The organism is Streptomyces sp. NPDC101132, assembly GCF_044759225.1.
Classification (GTDB): Bacteria; Actinomycetota; Actinomycetes; order Streptomycetales; family Streptomycetaceae; genus Streptomyces.
Window position 1 is genome coordinate 1 of sequence record NZ_JBIVYX010000028.1, and the last position, 25,586, is coordinate 25,586.

Annotated in this window: 14 protein-coding genes, 1 tRNA gene and 1 rRNA gene; 5 read left to right on the forward strand and 11 right to left on the reverse strand. The window is 73.1% G+C overall.

The window, feature by feature from the left end; genetic code table 11:
* Positions 1-452: 452 nt before the first annotated feature.
* The 4 genes from ACIQUR_RS34955 (at position 453) to ACIQUR_RS34970 (ending at position 8,230) form a co-directional block, all read left to right on the forward strand.
* Positions 453-1,274, forward strand: a complete 822-nt coding sequence (locus ACIQUR_RS34955) for an AraC family transcriptional regulator (protein ID WP_403673368.1) — start codon at positions 453-455, stop codon at positions 1,272-1,274.
* Positions 1,275-1,383: 109 nt separating this feature from the next.
* The gene (locus ACIQUR_RS34960; RefSeq protein WP_403673369.1) at positions 1,384-5,997 is read left to right on the forward strand and encodes an ATP-dependent helicase; all 4,614 of its coding nucleotides are present in this window, start codon (positions 1,384-1,386) and stop codon (positions 5,995-5,997) included.
* 602 nt (positions 5,998-6,599) lie between these two features.
* Positions 6,600-7,433: an Fpg/Nei family DNA glycosylase gene (locus ACIQUR_RS34965; RefSeq protein WP_403673370.1), complete on the forward strand. Its 834-nt coding sequence runs from the start codon at positions 6,600-6,602 to the stop codon at positions 7,431-7,433.
* A gap of 32 nt (positions 7,434-7,465) precedes the next feature.
* Positions 7,466-8,230 carry an SDR family NAD(P)-dependent oxidoreductase gene (locus ACIQUR_RS34970; RefSeq protein ID WP_403673371.1) on the forward strand — a complete coding sequence of 255 codons (765 nt, stop codon included), beginning with the start codon at positions 7,466-7,468 and terminating at the stop codon, positions 8,228-8,230.
* On the opposite strand, the gene ACIQUR_RS34975 is transcribed toward ACIQUR_RS34970, so the two are convergent.
* The 9 genes from ACIQUR_RS34975 to ACIQUR_RS35015 all read right to left on the reverse strand — a co-directional run bounded on the left by ACIQUR_RS34975 (position 8,178) and on the right by ACIQUR_RS35015 (position 22,361).
* Complete coding sequence (locus tag ACIQUR_RS34975; protein WP_403673372.1) at positions 8,178-8,492, reverse strand: hypothetical protein; 315 nt, start codon at positions 8,490-8,492, stop codon at positions 8,178-8,180. The two genes, ACIQUR_RS34970 and ACIQUR_RS34975, sit on opposite strands and share 53 nt — an antisense overlap.
* A gap of 150 nt (positions 8,493-8,642) precedes the next feature.
* Positions 8,643-9,023 carry a helix-turn-helix domain-containing protein gene (locus ACIQUR_RS34980; RefSeq protein WP_399958429.1) on the reverse strand — a complete coding sequence of 127 codons (381 nt, stop codon included), beginning with the start codon at positions 9,021-9,023 and terminating at the stop codon, positions 8,643-8,645.
* A 109-nt stretch (positions 9,024-9,132) separates the two neighbouring features.
* Entirely contained in the window at positions 9,133-9,678 is a 546-nt protein-coding gene (locus ACIQUR_RS34985) for a CinA family protein (RefSeq protein WP_403673373.1), read from the reverse strand.
* A 13-nt stretch (positions 9,679-9,691) separates the two neighbouring features.
* Complete coding sequence (gene pgsA, locus ACIQUR_RS34990; RefSeq protein WP_403673375.1) at positions 9,692-10,417, reverse strand: CDP-diacylglycerol--glycerol-3-phosphate 3-phosphatidyltransferase; 726 nt, start codon at positions 10,415-10,417, stop codon at positions 9,692-9,694.
* Positions 10,414-11,910, reverse strand: coding sequence for a 30S ribosomal protein S12 methylthiotransferase RimO (gene rimO, locus ACIQUR_RS34995; protein WP_403673376.1), 1,497 nt, complete (start codon positions 11,908-11,910; stop codon positions 10,414-10,416). Before rimO ends, pgsA begins: the two co-directional genes overlap by 4 nt.
* A gap of 142 nt (positions 11,911-12,052) precedes the next feature.
* Complete coding sequence (locus ACIQUR_RS35000) at positions 12,053-12,910, reverse strand: helix-turn-helix domain-containing protein (RefSeq protein ID WP_403673377.1); 858 nt, start codon at positions 12,908-12,910, stop codon at positions 12,053-12,055.
* 209 nt (positions 12,911-13,119) lie between these two features.
* Entirely contained in the window at positions 13,120-15,831 is a 2,712-nt protein-coding gene (locus ACIQUR_RS35005; protein ID WP_403673379.1) for a DNA translocase FtsK, read from the reverse strand.
* Positions 15,832-15,993: 162 nt separating this feature from the next.
* Complete coding sequence (locus ACIQUR_RS35010) at positions 15,994-16,680, reverse strand: two-component system response regulator (RefSeq protein WP_403673381.1); 687 nt, start codon at positions 16,678-16,680, stop codon at positions 15,994-15,996.
* Positions 16,681-16,856: 176 nt separating this feature from the next.
* Positions 16,857-22,361, reverse strand: coding sequence for a HAMP domain-containing protein (locus ACIQUR_RS35015; RefSeq protein ID WP_403673383.1), 5,505 nt, complete (start codon positions 22,359-22,361; stop codon positions 16,857-16,859).
* Positions 22,362-22,617: 256 nt separating this feature from the next.
* On the opposite strand from ACIQUR_RS35015, the gene ACIQUR_RS35020 reads away from it, so the two are divergent.
* On the forward strand, positions 22,618-25,287 hold the full coding sequence (locus ACIQUR_RS35020) for a SpoIIE family protein phosphatase (RefSeq protein WP_403673384.1): 2,670 nt from the start codon (positions 22,618-22,620) through the stop codon (positions 25,285-25,287).
* A gap of 125 nt (positions 25,288-25,412) precedes the next feature.
* Here ACIQUR_RS35020 and ACIQUR_RS35025 read toward each other — a convergent pair.
* Positions 25,413-25,488: transfer RNA gene (locus ACIQUR_RS35025), tRNA-Thr, on the reverse strand.
* A gap of 5 nt (positions 25,489-25,493) precedes the next feature.
* Positions 25,494-25,586 (reverse strand): 5S ribosomal RNA (gene rrf / locus ACIQUR_RS35030); the annotation flags it as partial.

Genomic DNA, 25,586 nt, shown 5'->3' on the forward strand with positions numbered 1-25,586 from the left:
CGGCAAAGCCGCCGCTTCCGAGCCCTCCCGGCGTCGTGACCCGCGGATGACCTGCCCACAATTCCGCCCAGCGGACCTCACGGCCCGGCGGGTGCGGGATGCCCCGGGCCGGGAGGGCGCGACGCTGTTCCCGTGATGCTGGTGGGTGATTTGTGCTGGTTTCGAGCCCTGCTGGCGTCTGGGCCCGCGGATGACCTGTCGACAGTTCCGCTCAGCGGACCTCAGGGCCCACCAGGTGCCGGAGGCCCCGGGCCGGGAGGACGCGACGCCGTTCCCGCCATACCGGTGCCCGATTCGTGCCGGTTCCGAGCCCCGCTGGCGTCCTGGCCCGCACCCGACCCGCCCACAATCCCGCCCAGCGGACCTCACCGCCCGCCGAGAGGCCCGGGCGCCGGGTCTCGGCAGGCGGACCGGGGCGTCGGGCGTCGGCCGGCGCGGCGCAGAATGAACCCATGGGGAACGGCGAGTGGGCACGGCACTGGCAGTACCCGGACCTGCCCGGCCTCGACCTATTGCGCGCCCGGTACGTCCGGCACGCCTTCCCGCGGCACGCGCACGACGGGTACGTGGTCGCCACCGTGACCGGTGGCATCGAGGAGGTCGGGCTGCCCGGCGGCGTGGTCAGGGCCGGGGCCGGCGACGTGATCCTGATCAACCCCGAGGTGCCCCACACCGCGCGGGCCGGTGTCGCGGAGGGCTGGACGTACGACACGCTCTACCCGGCCCGCGACGTGATCGTCGAGGTCGCCGCCGAGCTGTCCACCCTCCGGGGCACCCCCGGGTTCACCGTGGACGTGGTGGCCGATCCGGAGGCCTCCCGCCTGATCAAGGAGGTCCACCGGGCGGCCGAGGAGGGCAACGCGCTGGCCGCGGACAGCCTGCTGCGGGTGGCCGTGGCGGGCCTGCTGCGCCGCCACGGCGGCACGCTCCCGGCCCGTACCGTGCGGGGCGCAGGCGCCGCGGTCGCCGCCCGGGCCCGGGCGGTGCTGGAGGAGCGGATGGCCGAGCCGCCGTCCCTGGAGCAGCTCGCCGCGTCCCTCGGCACGAGCCCCTTCGCCCTGCTGCGGGCCTTCCGCGACGCGTACGGCATGCCGCCGCACACCTGGCTCACGGACGCCCGTGTCCGCCGGTCCCGGAGCCTGCTCGAAGCGGGGATGCCGGTGGCGGAGGCCGCGGTGACCGTCGGCTTCACCGACCAGCCGCACCTCAACCGCCACTTCACCCGCATCGTGGGCGTCCCCCCGGGCGCCTACCGCCGCGAACGCACCCCCTGACCCACCCGAGCGCCCAGACCAGCCCCCCCGACCCGCCGACCCCCGACCCGCATCACCGCATCACCGCAGGTGAAGGCCGTTGTCGGTGCCGGGGTGCACGATGGTAGGCATGGCCGGATCCGCGCTCGACTCGTTCTCCCCCGCGACCCGCTCCTGGTTCACGGGGGCCTTCCGTACGCCCACCGCCGCCCAGGACGGCGCCTGGCGGGCCATCGGGGAGGGGTCCGACGTACTGGTCGTGGCGCCCACCGGCTCCGGCAAGACCCTCGCGGCCTTCCTCGCGGCCCTGGACCAGCTGGCGAGCACGCCCCCGCCCGCCGAGGCCAGGAAGCGCTGCCGGGTGCTCTACGTGTCCCCGCTGAAGGCCCTCGCGGTCGACGTCGAGAGGAACCTCCGGAGCCCGCTCACCGGCATCCGGCAGGAGTCCGTACGGCTGGGCCTGCCCGAGCCCGAGATCCGTGTCGGCATCCGCTCCGGCGACACCCCGCCCGCGGAGCGGCGGTCGCTGGCCACCCGGCCGCCGGACATCCTCATCACGACCCCCGAGTCGCTGTTCCTGATGCTCACCTCCTCGACCCGGGACGCGCTGTCCGGCGTCGAGACCGTCATCCTCGACGAGGTGCACGCGGTGGCCGGCACCAAGCGGGGCGCCCACCTGGCGCTCTCGCTGGAGCGGCTGGACGAGCTGCTCCCGCGCCCCGCCCGGCGGGTGGGGCTCTCGGCAACGGTCCGCCCGGTGGACGAGGTCGCCCGGTACCTCTCCCCCCGCCGCAGGGTGGAGATCGTGCAGCCGCCCTCCGGCAAGGAGTTCGACCTCTCCGTCGTCGTGCCGGTCGAGGACATGGGCGAGCTGGGCGGCTCCCCCGCCACCGAGGGCCAGGACGGCGGCGACAAGCCGTCGATCTGGCCGCACGTGGAGGAGCGGATCGCGGACCTGGTGCAGGCCCACCGGTCGACCATCGTGTTCGCCAACTCCCGCCGCCTGGCGGAGCGGCTCTGCAACCGCCTCAACGAGATCGCGTACGAGCGGTCGGTGGGCGAGGCCCTGCCCGAGGGCGCCCCGCCCGCCGAGATCATGGCCCAGTCCGGCCGTGCGCACGGCGCACCCCCGCTGCTCGCTCGGGCGCACCACGGCTCGGTCTCCAAGGAGCAGCGCGCCCTGGTGGAGGAGGACCTGAAGGCGGGCCGGCTGCCGGCCGTGGTGGCCACCTCCAGCCTCGAACTCGGCATCGACATGGGCGCGGTGGACCTGGTGGTGCAGGTGGAGTCCCCGCCGTCGGTCGCCTCGGGTCTGCAGCGTGTGGGCCGGGCCGGCCACCAGGTGGGCGCGGTCTCCACGGGCGTGGTGTTCCCCAAGTACCGCGGCGACCTGGTGCAGGCGGCCGTGGTGACCGAGCGGATGCGCACCGGCTCGATCGAGTCGCTGCGCGTGCCGGCCAACCCCCTGGACGTGCTGGCCCAGCAGCTGGTCGCGATGACCGCACTGGACACCTGGCAGGTGGACGACCTGCTGGCGCTGGTGCGCCGGGCCGCGCCGTTCTCCTCGCTGCCGGAGTCGGCGTTCACCGCCGTGCTCGACATGCTGGCCGGGCGCTACCCCTCCGACGCGTTCGCGGAGTTGCGGCCGCGCGTCGTGTGGGACCGGGTCGCGGGCACGGTCACCGGGCGTCCCGGCGCGCAGCGGCTGGCCGTCACCTCCGGTGGCACGATCCCGGACCGCGGTCTGTTCGGCGTCTTCCTGGCCGGCGCGGACCCGAAGAAGGGCGGCGGCCGGGTCGGCGAGCTGGACGAGGAGATGGTGTACGAGTCGCGGGTGGGGGACGTCTTCACCCTCGGCACGACCTCCTGGCGGATCGAGGACATCACCCGCGACCGCGTCCTCGTCTCGCCGGCGCCGGGCGTGCCCGGCCGGCTGCCCTTCTGGAAGGGCGACCAGCTGGGCCGGCCGCTGGAACTCGGCCGTGCGGTGGGCGCGTTCCTGCGCGAGGTCGGCGGCCTGCCGGCCGAGGACGCCCGGCTGCGGCTGCTCGCGGCGGGCCTGGACGCCTGGGCCGCGGACAACGTCCTGGCGTACCTCGCGGAGCAGCGGGAGGCGTGCGGCCACGTACCCGACGACCGCACGATCGTGGTGGAGCGCTTCCGCGACGAGCTGGGCGACTGGCGGGTGGTGGTGCACTCCCCGTTCGGCGCCCAGGTGCACGCGCCGTGGGCCCTGGCCCTGGGTGCCCGGCTCGCCGAGCGGTACGGCATGGACGCGCAGGTGATGCACGCGGACGACGGGATCGTGCTGCGGCTGCCGGACGCCGACCTGCTCGGCATGGACCTGCTGGACGCCGATCCGGCCGCCCCGGGTTTCGAGTTCGACAGCGAGCAGGCGCCGCTGGGCGCGGCCGACGTGGCCTTCGACAAGGGCGAGGTCGACCAGATCGTCACGGATCAGGTCGGCGGCTCGGCCCTGTTCGCGGCCCGTTTCCGCGAGTGCGCCGCCCGGGCGCTGCTGCTGCCGCGGCGCAACCCGGGGAAGCGCACCCCGCTCTGGCAGCAGCGCCAGCGTGCGGCCCAGCTCCTCCAGGTGGCGTCGGAGTTCGGTTCGTTCCCGATCGTCCTGGAGGCCGTCCGCGAATGCCTCCAGGACGTCTTCGACGTGCCGGGCCTCACCGAGCTGATGGGCGACATCGAGTCCCGCAGGGTCCGCCTGGTCGAGGTCACGACGCCCGAGCCGTCGCCCTTCGCCCGTTCGCTCCTCTTCGGTTACGTCGCCCAGTTCCTGTACGAGGGCGACTCCCCGCTCGCCGAGCGCCGCGCGGCGGCCCTGTCGCTGGACTCCCGTCTGCTGGCCGAGCTGCTGGGCCAGGCGGAGCTGCGCGAGCTGCTGGACGCGGACGTGCTGGCGGAACTGGAGGCGGAACTCCAGTGGCTGACGGAGGACCGGCGGATCAAGGACGTCGAGGGCGTCGCCGACCTCCTCCGCCTCCTCGGTCCGCTGACCGACGCGGAGCTGACGGCCCGTGGGGCCGAGCCCGACTGGCCCGAGGCCCTCAGCCGTGCGCGGCGCGCGATCCGCGTCCGCATCGCGGGCGAGGAGCACTGGGCGGCCGTCGAGGACGCGGGCCGTCTGCGGGACGCACTGGGCACGGCGCTGCCCGTGGGTGTCCCGGAGGCGTTCACGGAACCGGTCAAGGACCCGCTGGGCGACCTGCTGGCCCGGTACGCCCGCACCCACGGCCCCTTCACCTCGGCGACCGCCGCGGCCCGGTTCGGCCTGGGCGTCGCGGTGACCGAGGGGGCGCTGCAGCGTCTCGCCGGGGCGGGCCGGGTCGTCCAGGGCGAGTTCCACCCCTCCGGTCTGGGTCAGGAGTGGTGCGACGCGGCGGTGCTGCGCCGGCTTCGGCGGCGTTCGCTGGCCGCGCTGCGCCAGGAGCTGGAGCCGGTGCCGCCGGCCGCGCTGGCCTCCTTCCTCCCGCAGTGGCAGCACGTGGGCGGCGGCGGCCTGCGCGGCATCGACGGCCTCGCCCGGGCCGTCGAACAGCTCCAGGGCGCGCCCGTCCCCGCCTCGGCGCTGGAGAAGCTCGTCCTCCCGTCCCGGGTGGCGCACTACAACCCTGCGCTGCTGGACGAACTCACCACCACCGGCGAGGTGCTCTGGGCCGGCGCGGGCGCCCTCCCCGGCAAGGACGGCTGGGTCTCCCTGTACCTGGCGGACGCGGCCCCGCTGCTCCTCCCGCCGCCGCACCCGCTGGAGCTGACGCCCCTGCACCAGGCGGTCCTCGACGCCCTCTCGGGCGGGTACGGCCTGTTCTTCCGGCAGATCGCGCAGTCGGTGGGCCGGAGCCATCCGGAGGCCACCGACCTGGAGCTGTCGTCGGTGATCTGGGACCTCGCCTGGTCGGGCCGGCTCACCAACGACACGCTGGCGCCGCTGCGTTCACTGCTGGGCAGCGGCCGGACGGCGGGCTCCACCGCCCACCGCGCGAAGCGCACGGTCCCCCGCGGGCGGTACGGCACGCTGTCCGCGTCCGCCCGCCCGGCCGTCTCCCGTACCGGCCCGCCGACCGTCTCCGGCCGCTGGTCGCTCCTGCCGGCCGCCGAGCCGGACGCCACGCACCGCGCCCATGCGGTGGCCCGCACGCTCTTGGACCGGCACGGCGTGGTGACCAGGGGTGCGGTCGCCGCCGAGGGCATCGAGGGCGGCTTCTCCGCGGTGTACCGCATCCTGTCCGCGTTCGAGGACAGCGGGCAGGCCCGCCGGGGGTACGTGGTGGAGGGGCTGGGCGCGGCCCAGTTCGCCATGGACGGCGCGGTGGACCGCCTGCGTGCCACCGCCACGGCCCGCGACCGCGCCGACTCCCCGCTCGAAGCACGCGTGCTGGCGGCCGCCGACCCGGCGAACGCGTACGGCGCCGCGCTGCCGTGGCCGGAGCCGCCGGCCGGGGCGGGCCACAAGCCGGGCCGCAAGGCCGGCTCCGTCGTCGTGCTGGTGGACGGTGAACTCACCCTCTACCTGGAGCGCGGCGGGAAGACCCTGCTGGCCTGGCCGGACCCGGACTCCCCGGCGCTGCTGGCGGCGACGGACGCCCTGGCCGCGGCCGCCCGCGCGGGCACGGTGGGCGCCCTCACGGTGGAGCGCACCAACGGCGCGCCCGCGCTCACCTCTCCGCTGGGCCGCTCCCTGGAGTCGGCCGGCTTCCACGCCACCCCCCGGGGCCTCCGCCTCCGGCCGTAGTCCCGTCCGGGCACCAAGGGCCTCCCCGCCCGGGCTACCGGAACCGCCCCGGTCAGCGCAGTCGGCAGCCTTGGGTGGGCGGACCGCGTCACCGGCGGGGCCCCGGGGCCGCGGAACCCCGTCCCAGTCGGCCACGGCGGCACCCGGCCGGGACGCGGCACCGCGGGACGCGATCGGCCCGCAGCAGCACCCACCCGGGACGCGGCACTGCAGGCCCCGGCCCACCCACAGCAGCACCCAGCCCAAACGCGGCCCCACGGGCCCCGACCCGCCCGCAGCAGCACCCACCCGGGACGCGGCACCGCAGACCCCGGCCCACCCACAGCGGCACCGGACCAGGCTCTCGGGACCCCCGGACCCGGTATGCCGACCGCGGCCCCCCGGCCAGGACCTCAGAACCGGGCCAGCGCACCGCGTAGCCCAGCCGGGGTGCTGGGCCGGGCCCAGGGCCGCAGGGCCGCAGGGCCGCAGGGCCGCAGGGCCGCAGGGCCGCAGGGCCAGGGAGACAGGCCGGGGCGCCGTACCGCCCCGGACCGGGGCGGCCGGAGCCACGGGCGTCGCCCGCCCATCGGCCCGCCCCCGTCCGGGAGGACAATGGCCGCATGCCCGAAGGAGACACGGTCTGGCACGCGGCACGCCGGCTGGACCAGGCCCTGACCCCCAGCCCGCTGACCCGGTGCGACTTCCGGGTCCCCCGGCTCGCCACCGTCGACCTCACCGGCCGGGCCGTGCTCGACGTCACGCCCCGCGGCAAGCACCTCCTGACCCGCCTCGAAGGCGGCCTCACCCTGCACAGCCACCTGCGCATGGAGGGCGCCTGGAACCTCTACGCCCCCGGCGAGAAGTGGCGCGGCGGCCCCGCCCACCAGATCCGGGCCATCCTGGGCAACGAGACGACCACGGCCGTCGGCTACCGCCTCCAGGTCCTGGAACTCCTCCGCACCGCCGAGGAACACAAGGCCGTGGGCCACCTCGGCCCGGACCTCCTCGGCCCGGACTGGGATCCCGCGACCGCCGAGGCCAACCTCCTGCGCGACCCGGCCCGCCCGCTCGGCGAGGCCCTGCTGGACCAGCGCAACCTGGCCGGCATCGGCAACATCTACAAGACCGAGATCTGCTTCCTGGCCCGCGTCACCCCGTGGCTTCCGGTGGGAGAGCTGCCGGACGCCGCGCAGGTCGTGGACCTGGCCCACCGCCTCCTGGAGGCGAACCGCGCCCACCCCGGCCGCCGCAGCACCACCGGCAGCCACCGGGCCGGCCAGATGCTGTACGCGTACGGCCGCGCCCGGCGCTCCTGCTTCCGCTGCGGCACCCCCATCCGGAGCGCCTCCCAGGACGACCGCCCCACGTACTGGTGCCCGCACTGCCAGACGGGCCCCGTCCCGGGCGGCCGCACCGGCACCGGCACCCACGGCCGCCCCCGCCGCACTGGTTGACGGTCCGTCAGATCCCGCCGTACCGTCCCCGCATGCCCCTTACGTCGTACGACCTCACGGGCCGCACCGCGCTGATCACGGGCGCCGCCAGCGGCATCGGACGCGCCTCCGCCCGGCTCCTGGCCCAGGCCGGCGCGACCGTCCACTGCGCGGACCGCGACGAGAAGGGCCTCGCGGAGACCACCGCCCTGATCACCGAGGACGGCGGCACGGCGGTGGCCCACCCGCTCGACGTCACCGACCGCGCCCAGATCCGCGCCGCCGTCGAGAGCGCCGGCCGCCTCGACATCACCGCCGCGATCGCCGGGATCATGCACACCAGCAGCGTGGTCGACACCCTCGACCAGGACCTCGACCGGGTCCTCGACGTGAACTTCAAGGGCGTCCTGTACGCCTGCCAGGAGTCGGCGCGCGCCATGCTGGCCGCCGGCACCCCCGGCAGCATCGTCACCATGGCCTCGGGGGCGGTGGACGCGGCCAGCCCGGGCCTGCTCTGCTACAGCGCCGCCAAGGCCGCGGTCGTCCAGCTCACCAAGACCCTGGCCACCGAGACGGGCCCGCAGGGCATCCGCGTGAACGCCGTCGCCCCGGGGTGGATCCGCACCCCCATGACCGGCCGCCACTCCCCCGAGGTCCAGGAGCAGACCGAGGCGATGATGGTCCGGATGTCCCCGCTGAGGCGGGTCGGCGAGGCCGAGGACATCGCCCAGACCGTGCTCTTCCTGGCCTCGGACGCCTCGTCCTTCATGACCGGCCAGATACTCCGCCCGAACGGCGGCGTCGCCATGCCCTGGTGACCGCCCCGCGCACCCCCGACAGGACCCCCTCGCCCCGCCGCCGCGCCGCCGACACGCCCGGCGCCCTGGCCAGCGGAACGCAGTGCACCGGCAGCAGGCTCAGCCCCCAGCCCCCGACCACCACGGCACCCTCGACGACCCCGGCGCTCGCCGGGGCCAGCACCAGTCGCAGCGCGGCCCACCACCACAGCGCACCACAGGCCAGGGCCACCGCGCCCAGGGCGGGGACCCGTATGCGCCCCCAGAAGCCGTAGCTCGCCACGCCGCCAGTCTCCCGTACGGCCCCGCACCCCGCACCCAGAACACCGGCCGCCGTCCTCGGGGAGGCCCCGGGCGGCGCTGCCCCCGGACAGCACGAAGCCCCGGCCGAGGTGCGTCACGCACCTGCCCGGGGCCCTGTACCAAGCTCAGCTCACGCGGCTACGACATCCACCGCTTCGGCAGGCGCCTTGATGGTCACCCGCTCCGGTCCACCCGCGACCGAGGTCACGGAAACCGAATTGAGCATCGGGCGTACCGGTGCCGGTACCGGGTCGCTCGCGGCCGCGGACGCGGCCAGCTCGGCGAGCGAGAGTTCATCGCTGACTTCGCGCATCAGCTCGGACATCCGTACGTCCAGCGCGTCGCAGATCGCGGAGAGCAGTTCGGAGGACGCCTCCTTCTGCCCCCGCTCCACCTCGGAGAGATAGCCGAGTGAGACTCGGGCGGACGAGGAGACTTCGCGCAGAGTACGGCCCTGGCGCTGGCGCTGCCGACGCAGCACGTCACCCAGCAGGCGACGGAGCAGAATCATCGGTGGCTCCCTCCTCTGACCGTATAGCCGCATCCTTCACGCCCCACCGTACCGCCTCGCGCCGCGGCCGTGCGGGGAGCGATGTCGTGTTCACTCAGGGCTGCAAACATCAAATCCCCCCGTTCTGTTCCGTATCCTGTGTCCGCGCATTGTCCAGGAGTTCGCTCGAGAACAGTTCGAGCACCCTCCGTACACTCTCCCTACGGATTTCCGCGCGGCCGCCGTTCAACCTCAGCGCAGCCGTTTTCCCGCCTGCCGGACCGGCCACGGCGACGTACACCGTCCCCACCGGCCGGCCGTCCTGACCCTCGGGACCGGCCACGCCCGTGGTCGAGATTCCCCACGAAGCCCCCAGCGCCCGCCGCACGCCGTCCGCCATCTCGGCCGCGACCTGCGGGTCCACCGCGCCTCGCGCCGCGAGCAGCTCCGCGTCCACGCCGAGCACGTCGCGCTTGAGGTCGGTGGCGTACGCCGTGACCGAGCCGCGGAAGCTCCGCGACGCGCCCGGCACCGCCGTCAGCTCGGCCGCGACGAGCCCGCCCGTCAGCGACTCCGCCACAGCGACGGTCTGGTTACGCTCAGCAAGCATGGAGAGTACCTCGGCCGCGGTCGCACCCGCACCGGTTTCCCCGTTACTCCCCACAACCTCGGCCATGACTCCCCCGCGGTCAGCCGTCGACGCCCCGCGCGCCCGGCTCGGAGCCCGGCGCCGCGTCCGTTCCCGTACCCGCCGCCCGCCCGGCCGCCGCGCGTTCCGCCGCCCGGCCGCGCCGCCGCAGGACGACCGCCTGGCGTACGTAGTCCAGGCCGGTGACCACCGTCAGCACCACGGCCACCGCCATCACCCAGAAGCGGAAGGTGGCGAGCGCCCCGGTCAGCGCCAGGACGTACATGCCGACCGCCGTGCCCTGCGCGAGGGTCTTGAGCTTGCCGCCCCGGCTGGCCGGGATGACGCCGTACCTGATCACCCAGAAGCGCAGCAGCGTGATCCCGAGTTCCCGGCCGAGGATGACGGCGGTCACCCACCACGGCAGCTCGCCCAGCCAGGAGAGGCAGATCAGCGCCGAGCCCATGATCGCCTTGTCGGCGATCGGGTCGGCGATCTTGCCGAAGTCCGTGACCAGGTTGTAGGTACGGGCCAGGTGCCCGTCGAAGACGTCGGTGATCATGGCGACCGCGAAGGCCGCCCAGGCCCATGCCCGCCAGACGGGGTCGTAGCCGCCGTCCGCCAGCAGCAGGAGCACGAATCCCGGCACGAGCACGAGCCGGACCATCGTCAGGATGTTGGCGATGTTCCACAGGCTGGCCTGGTTGACGGCCGCCGCGCCCAGCTTTCCGCCGGGTGCGGGCCGCGGCGCGGCGCCGCCCGTCGCTGATGCCGGGACTCCGGTCATCCGGCCGCCTCCTCGAGGTCCAGGGCCTCGGCGACCAGGTCCACGCCCAGGCTGCCGACCACCTTGGCGGTGACGATACGCCCGGGGGCCAGGCCCTCGCCGCTGGTGAAGATCACCTGGCCGTCCGTCTCGGGCGCCTGGTGGGCCGCACGGCCGGTGGCGCCGTCCTCGTCCCCGGTCTCCTCGCCGACGGCCTCCACGAGCACCTCGACGGTCTCGCCGACGCGCTCCTCGGCGCGCTGGGAGGTGAGCTCCTCGGCGAGCCGCTGCATGTGGGCCAGCCGCTCGGCGATCACGTCCTCGTCGAGCTTGTTCTCGTAGGTGACGGCCTCGGTGCCCTCCTCGTCGGAGTAGCCGAAGACGCCGATGGCGTCGAGGCGTGCGTGCGTGAGGAAACGCTCCAGCTCGGCGAAGTCCGCTTCGGTCTCACCGGGGAAGCCGACGATGAAGTTGGACCGGACGCCGGCCTGCGGGGCCTTGCCCCGGATGGTGTCCAGCAGCTCCAGGAAGCGGTCCGTGTCGCCGAAGCGGCGCATGGCGCGCAGCACGTCGGGGGCGGAGTGCTGGAAGGACAGGTCGAAGTACGGGGCGACCTTCGGGGTGGAGGTCAGCACGTCGATCAGGCCGGGCCGCATCTCGGCCGGCTGGAGGTAGCTGACCCGCACCCGCTCGATGCCGTCGACGGCCGCCAGCTCGGGCAGCAGCGTCTCCAGCAGGCGGATGTCGCCGAGGTCCTTGCCGTACGAGGTGTTGTTCTCGGAGACCAGCATGACCTCCTTGACGCCCTGCTCGGCCAGCCAGCGGGTCTCGCCCAGCACGTCGCTCGGGCGGCGCGAGATGAAGGAGCCGCGGAAGGACGGGATGGCGCAGAAGGAGCAGCGGCGGTCGCAGCCGGAGGCCAGCTTCACGGAGGCGACCGGGCTGGTGTCCAGGCGGCGGCGCAGGGGTGCGCGGGGGCCGGAGGCGGGCGCGAGGCCGTCCGGCAGGTCGGCGGGCGCCGGGGCGGGGGTCCCGTCGGTTTCCTGGGCGTGGCCGGGCAGGGCCACGCCGGCGGTGCCCTGGCGCTCGGCCGGGCTGATGGGCAGCAGCTTGCGGCGGTCGCGCGGGGTGTGCGCTTCGACGCTGCCGCCGCTGAGGATGGTCTGGAGGCGGCCGGAGATGTCGGCGTAGTCGTCGAAGCCGAGGACGCCGTCGGCCTCCGGGAGGGCTTCGGCGAGCTCCTTGCCGTAGCGCTCGGCCATGCAGCCGACGGCGACGACGGCCTGGGTGCGGCCGTGGTCCTTCAGATCGTTGGCCTCCAGCAGGGCGTCTACGGAGTCCTTCTTGGCGGCTTCGACGAAGCCACAGGTGTTGACGACGGCGACGTCCGCGTCGGCGGCGTCCTCGACGAGCTCCCAGCCATCCGCCGCCAAGCGGCCTGCGAGCTCCTCCGAGTCCACCTCGTTACGGGCGCAGCCAAGGGTGACAAGGGCGACGGTACGGCGTTCGGGCATGGACTCAAGACTACTTCGTCCCGGCACCGGCCCCCGCCGGGTGCCCCCGACCAGCAAGGATCCCCCGGATGCGGGGTCGCACCCGGGGGATCCCAAGATCGTCCGGCCGGTTTCCGGCCCGCGCCCGGCAGGCGCCGGAGGCTCAGCCGGCCTGCGGGGCGTCCTCGCGCGGGTCGTCCTTGGTGTAGGTCAGCCGCTCGACCTGCCCTGGCTGGAATTCGTCCTTGATCTCCTTGCCGTTCACGAAGAGCTTGACCGAGCCGGCGTCGCCGAGGACGAGGTCGACGGATTCCTTGTCGGTGAAGGTCTTCGAGTCCCCCTCTTCGAGCATGCCGTCGAAGAGCAGGCGGCCGTTGTGGTCCTTGGCCGAGATCCAGCTCTCGCCGCCCACGGCCGTCATCACGACCGTGACCAGGTCCTTCGGAGCCTGCGCGATGGCGCTGTCCGAGGGCTCGGCGGTGGGCTTGGGCGGGGTGGGGGCCGGCGGCCTGATCACCTTGCCGGTCTGCTTGGGCGCGGGCTGCGGGGAGGCGGAACCTTCCGCCACCGGCCGCTTCTTCCCGCCGTCCTCTCCGCTGAACACGGTGAAACCGACGAATCCGATCACGGCGACGATGGCCGCGACCATGGCGGCGGTCCAGTTGGGCCGCTGCCGCTCTGGCCGGATTCGTTCGGCCTCGAACAGAGGTGCGGCGGGCGTGGGTGCCGGCCGGCCGCCGTGGGCGGCGTCGAACTGCTCGATCAGCTCGGTCGGATCGAGGCCGACGGCGCGCGCGAGCGTGCGGATGTGGCCGCGGGCGTACACGTCGCCGCCACAGCGGGTGAAGTCGTCCTGCTCGATCGCGTGCACGATCGGGATGCGCACGCGGGTAGTGGTGCTGACCTCGTCGACGGTGAGCCCGGCACGGATGCGGGCCTGCTTGAGGGCCCGGCCGATGGAGGGGCCGTCGCCGTCGGAAGGACGGTCGTCTTCGGGGGAGTTGGCGTTGCCGATGGACACGAGGGCGCCTTTCGAGCGTGTAACCACCTGCTGGAGGTCCAGTCTAGGGGGGTTACGAAAGGGGTGAGCAACCGGGAGGGTGGACTTTGTACGCCATCGGTATGGCATCGGTATGACGTACGGGGTCCTCCGACGGAGCTGTCGTAACAGCCCCGCCCCTCTCCCTCAACTTGACGCGCGGCCAAGGGAAACGGTTGCCCCCCGATCCCTTACGAGTGAGACTCCCCCCGGATGACGGCGAGGACGCCGTCCAGCTCATCGGGTTTGACCAGAACGTCCCGGGCCTTGGATCCCTCACTCGGCCCCACGACGCCCCGCGACTCCATCAGGTCCATCAGCCGGCCGGCCTTCGCGAAGCCCACCCGCAGCTTGCGCTGGAGCATCGAGGTCGAGCCGAACTGGGTGGAGACCACCAGCTCCGCCGCCTGGCACAGCAGGTCGAGGTCGTCGCCGATCTCCTCGTCGATCTCCTTCTTCTGCTTCTGCCCCACCGTGACGTCGTCCCGGAACACGGGCGCCATCTGGTCCTTGCAGTGCTGCACCACCGCGGCCACCTCGGCCTCGGTGACGAAGGCTCCCTGGAGCCGGACCGGCTTGTTCGCCCCCATCGGCAGGAACAGGCCGTCACCCTTGCCGATGAGCTTCTCGGCGCCCGGCTGGTCGAGGATGACCCGGCTGTCGGCCAGCGAGGAGGTGGCGAAGGCCAGCCGCGAGGGCACGTTCGCCTTGATGAGGCCGGTGACCACGTCCACCGAGGGCCGCTGGGTGGCGAGCACCAAGTGGATGCCGGCCGCGCGGGCCAGCTGGGTGATGCGGACGATCGCGTCCTCGACGTCCCGCGGGGCGACCATCATCAGGTCGGCCAGCTCGTCGACGATCACCAGCAGGTACGGGTAGGGGCTCAGCTCCCGCTCGCTGCCCGGGGGCAGCTTCACCTTGCCGTTGCGGATCGCCTCGTTGAAGTCGTCGATGTGCCGGAAGCCGAAGGCCGCCAGGTCGTCGTACCGCAGGTCCATCTCGCGGACCACCCACTGGAGGGCCTCGGCGGCCCGCTTGGGGTTGGTGATGATCGGCGTGATCAGGTGCGGGATGCCCTCGTACGCGGTGAGCTCCACCCGCTTGGGGTCGACCAGCACCATCCGGACGTCCTCGGGCGTGGCGCGGACCATGACCGAGGTGATCAGGCAGTTGATGCAGGAGGACTTTCCGGAGCCGGTGGCGCCGGCCACCAGCACGTGCGGCATCTTCGCCAGGTTGGCCATCACGTAGCCGCCCTCGACGTCCTTGCCGAGCGCCACCAGCATCGGGTGGTCGTCCTCCGCCGAGTCGGCCAGGCGCAGGACGTCGCCCAGGTTGACCATCTCGCGGTCGGTGTTCGGGATCTCAATGCCGACCGCCGACTTGCCCGGGATCGGGCTGATGATCCGGACGTCGGGGCTGGCCACGGCGTAGGCGATGTTCTTGGTGAGGGCGGTGATCCGCTCGACCTTCACGGCCGGGCCGAGTTCCACCTCGTACCGGGTGACCGTCGGGCCGCGGGTGAAGCCGGTGACGGCCGCGTCCACCTTGAACTCGGCGAAGACGTTGGTGAGCGAGGCGACCACGGCGTCGTTGGCGGCGCTGCGGGTCTTCCCGGGCCCGCCCCGCTCCAGCAGGTCCAGCGAGGGCAGCGCGTACGTGATGTCGCCGCTGAGCTGGAGCTGCTCGGCGCGCGGCGGCAGCGGCTCGGAGACCTCGGGCGCGGCCTTGGTCAGGTCCGGTACGACGGCGGGCCGCGCCTCCCGGGCCGTGGGCAGCGGCACGGGGGTGGTGGTCTCCGCCGGCCGCTCCGGTGCGACGCCCTGGGTGAGGTCGGCGACCAGTGGTGAGGGCGGCAGCCCGTTCAGCACGGCGCCGTCGAGCGCGGCGGCCGCCGCGGCGGCCACGTCCACGGCGTCCAGCGGCCGGTCCCCGGCGGGCTGTGCCCGGCGGGGGCGGCGGCGCCGCGACAGCGCCTCCTCTTCCGCGCTCTCCGGGCTTCCCGCGGGGGCGACGGGCCCGCTACCCCGGCGGGCGCGCGCCGGCCACGGGCCCTCGTCGTGCTCCTCGCCCGTGACGGTGCCGTACGGGTCCTCCTCGGGCGGGGCGACGACGCCCAGCCGCACCCCGAGCTGCCGGAGCCGCTGCGGGATGGCGTTGACCGGTGTGGCGGTGACGACCAGCAGGCCGAAGACGGTCAGCAGGAGCAGCATCGGCACGGCGAGCGGGGCGCCCATGGTGAAGACCAGCGGCTGCGAGGCGGCCCAGCCGACCAGGCCGCCCGCGTCCCGGATGGCGGCGCTGCCGGCGTCGCGGCCGGGCGATCCGCAGGCGATGTGCACCTGGCCGAGCACACCGACGACGAGCGCGGTGAGGCCGACGCCGATCCGGCCGTTGGCGTCCACCTGCTCCGGGTGCCGGATGAGCCGTACCGCCATCACGCCGAGCAGCAGGGGCACCAGCAGGTCCAGGCGGCCGAAGGCGCCGGTGACCAGCATGGTGACGAGTTCGCCGACCGGGCCGCGCAGATTCGACCAGGTGCCGGCGGCGACGATCAGCGCCAGGCCGAGCAGCAGCAGCGCGAGGCCGTCCTTGCGGTGGGCGGGGTCGAGGTTCTTCGCGCCGCGTCCGAAGCCGCGGAACACCGCGCCCACGGCGTGCGCGACGCCGAGCCAGAGGGCGCGGACGAGCCGGACCACGCCCCCGGTGGGGGACGGCGCCGCCTTCGCCGCGGGCCGGGCCGCGGCCTTCTTGGCCGGGGCCCGCTTCGCGGCCGCGGCCTTCTTGGCCGGCGGCTTGCGCGCGGGCGCCGCCTTCTTCGCCGCCGCCGTCGTACGGCCGGTGCGGGCCTTCGCGGTGCCCGCCGTGCTCTGGGAACCCTTGCCGGACGTACTTGAGGCCATGGGGGCGAGGTTACCGGTGTCGGCGGCGGGGGACACGTGTGCCCACCCCTTCACCCGTTCGTGTCGGGCTGCCGGGCGGTGATTTGACGGCCCGTCGGGAGCCGGTGGGCGTCGCCGGTGCCGGCGCCTGGGCCGCGTACGGGCCCGGGCGCCGGAGCGCCGTCAGGTCCCCGCGGGCAGCGCCGGGGTGGTGCCTCCCGTATCCGGCTCCAGTGCGTCGAGCGCCCGCCGCAGTCCGGTGAGTTTGCGCTCCAGGTGCGCGGCCGTGGCGACCGCGGCGGCGTCCGCGGCGTCGTCGTCCAGCTGCTTGGAGAGCGCCTCGGCCTGCTCCTCCACCGCCGCGAGGCGCGCGGAGAGTTCGGCCAGCAGGCCAGCCGACTCCTTCGCGCCGGCGGCGCCGGCCTGTGCGCCGCCGCCCTCCAGCTGGAGCCGCAGCAGCGCGGCCTGCTCCCGCAGTTGGCAGTTCTTCATGTACAGCTCGACGAAGACCGACACCTTGGCCCGCAGCACCCACGGGTCGAACGGCTTCGAGATGTAGTCCACCGCGCCGGCCGCGTACCCGCGGAAGGTGTGGTGCGGACCGTGGTTGATCGCGGTCAGGAAGATGATCGGGATGTCCCGGGTCCGCTCGCGCCGCTTGATGTGCGCGGCGGTCTCGAACCCGTCCATTCCCGGCATCTGGACATCCAGCAGGATGACCGCGAAATCGTCCGTCAGCAGCGCCTTGAGCGCTTCCTCCCCCGACGACGCCCGGACCAGGGTCTGATCGAGCGCGGAGAGGATGGCCTCCAGCGCCAGCAGATTCTCCGGCCGGTCATCGACCAGGAGGATCTTGGCCTTCTGCACCATGCCCTGTCCTCCTCGCCCCCGAAGGGGGCCTCCCCGGCTCGCAGAACCCGCCCGTCCTTGTGCCGGTCATGGTAGCCCCACTCCCGAGATCGCCACACCCTGTCACCGAGATGTCACTGTCTCCGTAGCAGAAACGCGGTGGGGGACCAGAAGGTTCCCCCCACCCCGCCCCGCCATCACGTGGCGTGCATCCACTGTTCCATGACCGTGAGCAGGTAGTCCGGGTCCACCGGCTTGGTGACGTAGTCCGAGGCGCCGGAGTCGATGGCCTTCTCCCGGTCGCCCTGCATCGCCTTCGCCGTCAGCGCGATGATCGGCAGGCCCGCGAACTGCGGCATCCGCCGGATCGCCGCCGTGGTCGCGTACCCGTCCATCTCCGGCATCATGATGTCCATCAGCACGACCGTGACGTCGTCGTGCTGTTCCAGGACCTCGATGCCCTCCCGCCCGTTCTCGGCGTACAGCACCGCCAGCCCGTGCTGCTCCAGCACGCTGGTGAGCGCGAAGACGTTGCGTACGTCGTCGTCGACGATCAGCACCTTCTCGCCCTGGAACGCGTACGTCCGCGGCGCCGCCGGCTCCTCCGCCTCGGCTCCCGCCCAGGGGGCGGCCTCCTCCTCGGGCACGCCCTGCGCCTGGCCCTGGCCCTGGCCCGGCAGCGCCGGGCGCGGCTCCAGCTCCGTGAGCGCCTTGCGCCGGCGCCGGAACAGCGTGGGCGCCGCACCGGGCGTCTCCGCCGCCGCGGGCGCCACGGGCACCGGGGCGGGTGCGAGCGGCAGCGCCTGCGGGAGCGTCCCGGGCCCCCGACGGTACCCGTCGCTCCGGCTGCCGGGCGCGGGCTGCGCGTACCCCTGCGGGGGCAGTTCGCTGGGGTGGAGCGGCAGGTACAGCGTGAAGGTCGACCCGCGGCCGGGCTCGCTCGCCGCGTGGATCTCCCCGCCGAGCAGCCGCGCGATCTCTCGGCTGATGGACAGGCCCAGGCCGGTGCCGCCGTACTTGCGGCTGGTCGTGCCGTCCGCCTGCTTGAACGCCTCGAAGATCACCAGCATCTTGCTGGCGGCGATGCCGATCCCGGTGTCGGTGACGGAGAAGGCGATCAGCTCGCCGTCCGCCTCCCGCAGGGAACCGGCCTCCAGGAGCTGCTCCCGGATCTCCACGGGAACGTCCGACCCGGCCGGCCGGATCACCAGCTCGACCGCGCCGCTGTCGGTGAACTTCACCGCGTTCGACAGCAGGTTGCGCAGCACCTGGAGCAGCCGCTGCTCGTCGGTGTGCAGGGTGGCCGGCAGCTCGGGCGAGACCCGCACGGAGAAGTCCAGCCCCTTCTCGGCGGTCAGCGGCCGGAAGGTGGCCTCCACGTAGTCGACCAGCTGGACCAGGGCGATCCGGGTCGGGGAGACGTCCATCTTGCCCGCCTCGACCTTCGACAGGTCCAGGATGTCGTTGATCAGCTGGAGCAGGTCGGAGCCCGCGCCGTGGATGGTCTCGGCGAACTCCACCTGCTTCGGCGACAGGTTGGCGTCCGCGTTGTCGGCGAGCAGTTTGGCCAGGATGAGCAGGGAGTTGAGCGGCGTGCGCAGCTCGTGCGACATGTTCGCGAGGAACTCGCTCTTGTAGCGCATGGACACCGCCAGCTGCTCGGCGCGCTCCTCCAGCACCTGCCGGGCCTCTTCGATCTCGGTGTTCTTCACCTCGATGTCGCGGTTCTGCTGGGCCAGCAGCTCGGCCTTCTCCTCCAGTTCGGCGTTGGCCACCTGGAGTTCGCGCTGCCGGTTCTCCAGCTCGGCCGACCGCTCGCGCAGCTGCTCGGTCATCTCCTGGGACTGCTTGAGCAGCACCTCGGTCTTGGAGTTGACGCTGATGGTGTTGACGCTCGTCGCGATCATCTCCGCGATCTGCGAGAGGAAGTCCTTCTGGATCTGCGTGAAGGGCTGGAAGGACGCCAGCTCGATCACGCCCAGCACCTTGCCCTCGAACAGCACCGGCAGCACGATCACGTGCGCCGGGGGCGCCTCCCCGAGACCGGAGGAGATCTTGAGGTAGCCGGGCGGGGTGTTCTCGACGAGGATCGTGCGCTTCTCCTCGGCGACCGTCCCGATCAGCCCCTCGCCGGGCCGGAACGAGGTCGGCATGGCGCTGCCGGCGTACGCGTAGCTGCCGCGCATCCGCAGCTCGTACGCGCCGTCGCGGCCGCCCTCGGTGCCGATCTCCTGCGCGCCGCCGGACGGCACGGCCAGGAAGAACGCGCCGTGCTGGGCCGAGACCACCGGCGTCAGCTCGCTCATGATCAGGGAGGCCACGTCGTCCAGGTCGCGGCGGCCCTGCATCAGGCCGGAGATGCGGGCCAGGTTGCCCTTGAGCCAGTCCTGCTCCTTGTTCGCGAGGGTGGTGTCGCGCAGGTTGGCGATCATCGTGTTGATGTTGTCCTGGAGGACCTGGATCTCGCCGGCCGCGTCCACGTCGATCTTCAGGTTGAGGTCGCCGCGGGTCACCGCGGTGGCCACGGCCGCGATGGCGCGCACCTGCCGGGTGAGGTTCCCGGCCATCTCGTTCACGGACTCGGTCAGGTCGCGCCAGGTGCCGTCCACGTCGCGTACGCGGGCCTGGCCGCCCAGGATGCCCTCGGTGCCCACCTCGCGGGCCACCCGCGTCACCTGGTCCGCGAACGAGGACAGCTGGTCGACCATCGTGTTGATCGTGGTCTTGAGCTCCAGGATCTCGCCCCGGGCGTCGATGTCGATCTTCTTGGTCATGTCGCCCTTGGCGATGGCGGTGGTGACCATGGCGATCTGCCGCACCTGACCGGTCAGGTTCGACGCCATCGAGTTCACCGACTCGGTGAGGTCCTTCCACGTACCGGAGACGCCCGGTACGTGCGCCTGGCCGCCCAGCCGCCCCTCGGTGCCCACCTCGCGGGCCACGCGCGTGACCTCGTCGGCGAACGAGGACAGCGTCGTCACCATCGTGTTGACCGTGTCGGCGAGCTGCGCGACCTCGCCGCGCGCCTCGACCGTGACCTTCTTCGTCAGGTCGCCGTTGGCGACCGCCGCGGACACCTGCGAGATGTTGCGCACCTGGACGGTCAGGTTGTTGGCCATCAGGTTGACGTTGTCGCTCAGGTCCTTCCAGATGCCCGTGACGCCCCGGACCCGCGCCTGGCCGCCGAGGATGCCCTCGGTGCCCACCTCGCGGGCCACCCGCGTCACCTGCTCGGCGAACGACGACAGCTGGTCCACCATCGTGTTGACGGTGGTGACCAGTTCGAGGATCTCGCCCTTCGCGTCGACCGTGATCTTCTTCGACAGGTCGCCCATCGCGACCGCGGTCGTCACCTCGGCGATGTTGCGCACCTGCGAGGTCAGGTTGTTCGCCATGAAGTTGACGGACTGGGTGAGGTCCTTCCAGGTGCCGGAGACGCCCTTCACCTCGGCCTGGCCGCCGAGGATGCCCTCGGTGCCCACCTCGCGGGCCACCCGCGTCACCTGGTCCGCGAAGGACGACAGCTGGTCCACCATCGTGTTGAGGGTGTTCTTCAGCTCCAGGATCTCGCCGCGCGCGTCCACGTCGATCTTCTGCGACAGGTCACCCCGCGCCACCGCCGTCGCGACCTGGGCGATGTTGCGCACCTGCGCGGTCAGGTTCCCGGCCATGCCGTTCACCGAGTCGGTCAGGTCGCGCCACACGCCGGCGACGCCGGGCACCTGCGCCTGGCCGCCCAGCCGGCCGTCCGTACCCACCTCGCGGGCCACCCGGGTCACCTGCTCGGCGAAGGCGCTGAGCTGGTCGACCATCGTGTTGATGGTGTTCTTCAGCTCCAGGATCTCGCCGCGCGCGTCCACGTCGATCTTCTGCGACAGGTCACCCCGCGCCACCGCGGTGGTCACCTGCGCGATCTGCCGCACCTGGGAGGTCAGGTTGCCGGCCATGAAGTTGACGGAGTCGGTCAGTTCCTTCCAGGTGCCCGAGACGCCGTCCACCCGCGCCTGACCGCCCAGCCGGCCCTCCGTGCCCACGTCCCGCGCCATCCGCGTGACCTGGTCGGCGAACGACGACAGCTGGTCCACCATCGTGTTCACGGTGTTCTTCAGCTGGAGCATCTCGCCGGAGACGTCGACCGTGACCTTCTGCGACAGGTCGCCGTTCGCCACCGCCGTGGTCACCTGCGCGATGTTCCGCACCTGACCGGTCAGGTTCCGGAAGGCGGTGTTGACCGAGTCGGTGAGGTCCTTCCACGTCCCCGCCGCGCCCGGCACCTGCGCCTGACCGCCCAGCTCGCCCTCGACGCCGACCTCGCGGGCCACCCGCGTCACCTCGGAACCGAAGGACTGGAGCTGGTCCACCATCGTGTTGACGGTGTTCTTCAGCTCCAGCATCTCGCCGGCCACGTCGACCGTGACCTTCTGCGACAGGTCGCCGTTCGCCACCGCCGTGGTCACCTGCGCGATGTCGCGCACCTGCGTGGTGAGGTTGCGGAAGACCGTGTTCACCGAGTCGGTGAGGTCCTTCCACGTCCCCGCCGCGCCCGGCACCTGCGCCTGACCGCCGAGCAGGCCCTTCGCGCCGACCTCGCTCGCCACGCGGGTGACCTCGTCGGCGAAGGTCCGCAGCGTCTCCGTCATCTGGTTGATCGTTTCGGCCAGCTGTGCGACCTCGCCGCGTGCGCTGACCGTCACCTTCTGCGACAGGTCGCCGTTCGCCACGGCCGTCGTGACCTGCGCGATCCCGCGCACCTGGGCGGTCAGGTTGCCCGCCATGGTGTTGACGGAGTCGGTCAGGTCCTTCCACACGCCCGCGACCCCGGGCACCTGGGCCTGCCCGCCCAGCTCGCCCTCCGTACCGACCTCCCGGGCCACGCGCGTGACCTCGGACGAGAACGACGACAGCTGGTCCACCATCGTGTTCACGGTGTTCTTCAGCTGCAGCATCTCGCCGGCCACGTGCACCGTGACCTTGCGCGAGAGATCGCCCTTGGCCACCGCGGTCGTGACGAGAGCGATGTCACGCACCTGAGCGGTGAGCCGGTACGCCATCGTGTTGACGGAGTCGGTCAGGTCCTTCCACGAACCGGACATACCGCGCACCTGGGCCTGGCCGCCGAGTTTGCCCTCGGTGCCGACCTCCAGTGCGACGCGGGTCACCTCGTCCGTGAACGCCGACAGCTGGTCGACCAGGTTGTTGACCGTGCGCCCGACCTTCAGGAACTCCCCGCGCAGCGGGTGCCCGACCCCCTCGGCCGTCTGCGTCCGCAGGTCCATCCGCTGTGCCAGGTCGCCCTCGGCCACCGCCGACAGCACCCGCCCGACCTCGGACACCGGCCGCGCGAGGTCCTCCACCAGCTGGTTCGAGGCGTCGATCGCGGCCGCCCAGGAGCCCTCGCAGGCCCCCGTCTCCAGCCGCTCGCTCAGCTTGCCCTCGCGGCCCACCATGCGCCGGACCCGGGCGATCTCCCCGGTGAGGTGGAGGTTCCGGTCCGCGACCTCGTTGTAGACGGCGGCGATCTCCGCCATCACCCCGTCGCCGGAGACCGTCAGCCGCTTGCGGAAGTTCCCGTCCCGCATGGAGACGAGCGCGGTCAGCAGCCTGTTCAGCGCGGCCGAGTCCACTTCCGTGGTCCCGCCCCGCCGCGGCCGCCCGCTCTTCCCCCGCGCACTGGCCCTCCGCGCCGCTACGCCAGACTCCACCGTGTCCCTCCCGAAAGGGTTCGCGCTCTACCCGGGTCTGCCCTTGCCAAGCCTTCCCAGTGTTTCACCATGGCCGAACACGGCCATAAAACTCCGGCACCTTCGCACGGGACCCGCACCCTGCGGGTGGAATACCCGCAGCTGCGCCCGCTGTGACCGCGAAGGTAAGTAACCTGGCATCCGACTGTCCAACCGCCCCGGTCCGCCCGGCAGGGGACGGAGGCGCCGAGACGACCGGGCACGGAGGAATGGTCCGATGGCGGAGCCGGGCATCGCGACACGATCGAGGAGCGCTGTGATCACGGCCCGGGCCGCTGCCAGTTTCGACCCCGTGGGGCGTTCGGTCGCCACGGCCCGAGCGTTCGTCAGGGACACCCTCCAGGGCTGGGGCTTCTCCGACATCGTCGACGACGCGGTCGTGCTGACCAGCGAACTCGTCACCAACGCCGTGATCCACGCCGGCACCCGAGCCGACGTCCTGTGCCTGCGCTCCGCCGACGGCGTCCGCGTCGAGGTCGCCGACCGCTACCCCGAGCGCGAGGTGCCCCTCCGCCACCCCGACCGCCCCTACGCCTCCCCCGACCACGAGGGCGGCCGCGGGCTGATGCTGTGCGCGGCCATGGCCAGCCGCTGGGGCGTCGAGTACGAATCGGCCAGCAAGCACGTCTGGTTCCAGCTGGACCTGCCGGCCCGCCCGGTCGGCACCCGCTCGGCGGGACCCGCGATCCCCGACGGACAGCTGCCGGTCGCCGACGGCCGCGTACGCGTCGCCGTCCTCCAGATCGACGCCGGCGCCCGCATCTCCTCCTGGAACGAGGACGCCGAGCAGATCTTCGGCTACCCCGCCGAGAAGGTCACCGGCCGCCCCCTCGCCGACTTCGCCGCCTGGCCCCACACTCCCGGCACCGGCACCGGCATCGCCGAGGCCCTGCGCCTGTCCCGCTGGGAGGGCAGCTACGGCCTCCGCGGCGCCGACGGCCGCGTGATCCCCGTCTACGCCTCCCACCTGCGCGTCCGCGACGCGGCCGGCGAGCCCTCCACGGTCTGCCTGCTCGTCCACGACAGCGAGCGCGCCGTGCTCCAGTCCCCCGCCCGCTCCGCCTCGCCCGCCGCCGACCCGGCCCAGCTCTCCGAGTCCCGGACGACGGACCCCTTCGAGGTCTTCATCGGCTCCCCCGCCCCCGACGACCTCGACAGCCTCCTCCAGCGCACCGTCGAGCGCGCCCGGGACATGCTCGACGCCGACGCCGCCTTCCTCCTCCTCGCCACCGACGACGAGACGGAGCTGGAGGTCCGCGCCACCACCGGACTCCCCTCCACCCGGCAGCGGTTCGCCCGCGTCCCCGTCGAGGCCGGCACCAGCCGCTACGGCTCCGCGCGCATGCCCGCCGTCCACGAGGACCTCACCGCCGTCCCCGGCGCCGTACCCCTCCTCAACGGCACCGGCATGCGCTCGGCGGTCACCGTGCCGCTCAAGGTCGAGGGCAGGCTGACCGGTTCGCTGGGCGTGGCCGCGGAAAGCGCCGCCCGGTACTCCAACGAGGAGGCCCTGCGCCTCCAGTTCGCCGCCGACCGCATCGCCCTCGCCGTCGAATCGGCCCGCCTGGGCGAGCTGGAGCGGCTGCGCCGCGGCTCGCTGTCCTTCCTCGTCGAGGCCTCGGACCTGCTGGCCGGCACCCTCGACCGGGACCAGACCCTGGCCCTGATGGCCCAGATGACGGTCCCCACCCTGGCCACCTGGTGTGCCGTCTACACGATCGCCGACCAGGCCTCGGACCCGTACCTGGCGTACGTCCTGCACGAGGACGAGGAACTGATCGACGGCCTCAAGTCCCTGCTGTCCCGCATCGATCCGCCCGAGCCGGGCACCGACCAGACGGTCCGCCCCTGGAACGCACCGGCACACGCGGCCCACGACGCGGCACTGCGCACGTCCATGCGCTCGGTCGGCCTGGGCTCGCCGTCGGACTACACCTCCGGCATCGGCACCACCCTGGCGACGGCCGCCGCGGTCGGCGGCGAGACGGTCGTCCTGCCGCTGATGGCCCGCAACCGTGTGATCGGCATGCTGACCCTCGGCAAGCCCGCCGACGAGCACTTCCGCCAGGAGATCCTCGAACTGGCCGAGGACCTGTCCCGCCGGGCCGCCCTGGCCCTGGACAACGCGCGCCTCTATTCGGAGCGCATGGCCATCAGCCGCTCGCTCCAGCGCAGCCTGCTGCCACCGAGCCAGCCCGCCATCCCCGGCATGGAGGTCGAGGTCATCTACCGCGCCGCCGGCGAGGGCAACGAGGTGGGCGGCGACTTCTACGACGTGTTCCCGATCCGCGACGGCTCGTACGGCTTCGCCATCGGCGACGTCTGCGGTACGGGCCCCGAGGCGGCGGCCGTCACCGGCCTCGCCCGGCACGCGCTGCGCCTGCTGGCCCGCGAGGGCTTGGGCGGCCCGGCGGTGCTGGAGCGCCTGAACGCGGCGATCCTCGACGAGGGCGCCCGCAGCCGCTTCCTCACCCTGCTGTACGGAGAGCTCCGCCCGCTCCAGGACGGCGGGGCGGCGCTGAAGCTGGTCTGCGCCGGCCACCCGCTCCCGCTGCGCCTGCGCCCGAGCGGCGAGGTGGAGCCGGCCGCGGAGCCGCAGCCGCTGCTGGGCGTGATGGACGACCTGGAACTGTACGAGGAGACCCTCACCCTGGAGCCTGGCGATGTCCTGCTCTGCGTCACGGACGGCGTGACGGAGCGCCGCGAGGGCACCCGGATGCTGGGCGACGACGGCCTCACGGACGTCCTGACCACGTGCACCGGCCTCACGGCCGGGGCCGTCGCGTCCCGGGTCCTGCGGGCGGTGGAACGCTTCGCCGCCGAACCGGCCTCCGACGACATGGCCATCCTGGCGTTCCGCGTCCCGGAACCGCGGCAGGGCGACTGACCCGCCGGGCAGGCCCTGGCCGCCAGGGCCTGCCCTGTGGTCGACTCACCGCCGTGGAATACGCCGGCGCGGTGACGGAACTCAAACAAAAAAGGCCCCCGCCATCAGGCGGGGGCCTTTTCTCTTGGAGCCCTTTAACGGAATCGAACCGTTGACCTTCTCCTTACCATGGAGACGCTCTACCGACTGAGCTAAAAGGGCGGGTTGTTCGGCGGCGTCCTACTCTCCCACAGGGTCCCCCCTGCAGTACCATCGGCGCTGAAAGGCTTAGCTTCCGGGTTCGGAATGTAACCGGGCGT

Excerpts from the sequence above, each read along its gene's own strand:
- ACIQUR_RS34960 (WP_403673369.1), top strand. The coding sequence starts at position 1,384 with ATGGCCGGATCCGCGCTCGACTCGTTCTCCCCCGCGACCCGCTCCTGG.
- pgsA (WP_403673375.1), bottom strand. The coding sequence starts at position 10,417 with ATGACCGGAGTCCCGGCATCAGCGACGGGCGGCGCCGCGCCGCGGCCC.
- ACIQUR_RS34970 (WP_403673371.1), top strand. The coding sequence starts at position 7,466 with ATGCCCCTTACGTCGTACGACCTCACGGGCCGCACCGCGCTGATCACG.
- ACIQUR_RS35020 (WP_403673384.1), top strand. The coding sequence starts at position 22,618 with ATGGCGGAGCCGGGCATCGCGACACGATCGAGGAGCGCTGTGATCACG.
- ACIQUR_RS35010 (WP_403673381.1), bottom strand. The coding sequence starts at position 16,680 with ATGGTGCAGAAGGCCAAGATCCTCCTGGTCGATGACCGGCCGGAGAAT.
- ACIQUR_RS34955 (WP_403673368.1), top strand. The coding sequence starts at position 453 with ATGGGGAACGGCGAGTGGGCACGGCACTGGCAGTACCCGGACCTGCCC.
- ACIQUR_RS35005 (WP_403673379.1), bottom strand. The coding sequence starts at position 15,831 with ATGGCCTCAAGTACGTCCGGCAAGGGTTCCCAGAGCACGGCGGGCACC.
- ACIQUR_RS34980 (WP_399958429.1), bottom strand. The coding sequence starts at position 9,023 with ATGATTCTGCTCCGTCGCCTGCTGGGTGACGTGCTGCGTCGGCAGCGC.
- ACIQUR_RS34985 (WP_403673373.1), bottom strand. The coding sequence starts at position 9,678 with ATGGCCGAGGTTGTGGGGAGTAACGGGGAAACCGGTGCGGGTGCGACC.
- rimO (WP_403673376.1), bottom strand. The coding sequence starts at position 11,910 with ATGCCCGAACGCCGTACCGTCGCCCTTGTCACCCTTGGCTGCGCCCGT.
- ACIQUR_RS34965 (WP_403673370.1), top strand. The coding sequence starts at position 6,600 with ATGCCCGAAGGAGACACGGTCTGGCACGCGGCACGCCGGCTGGACCAG.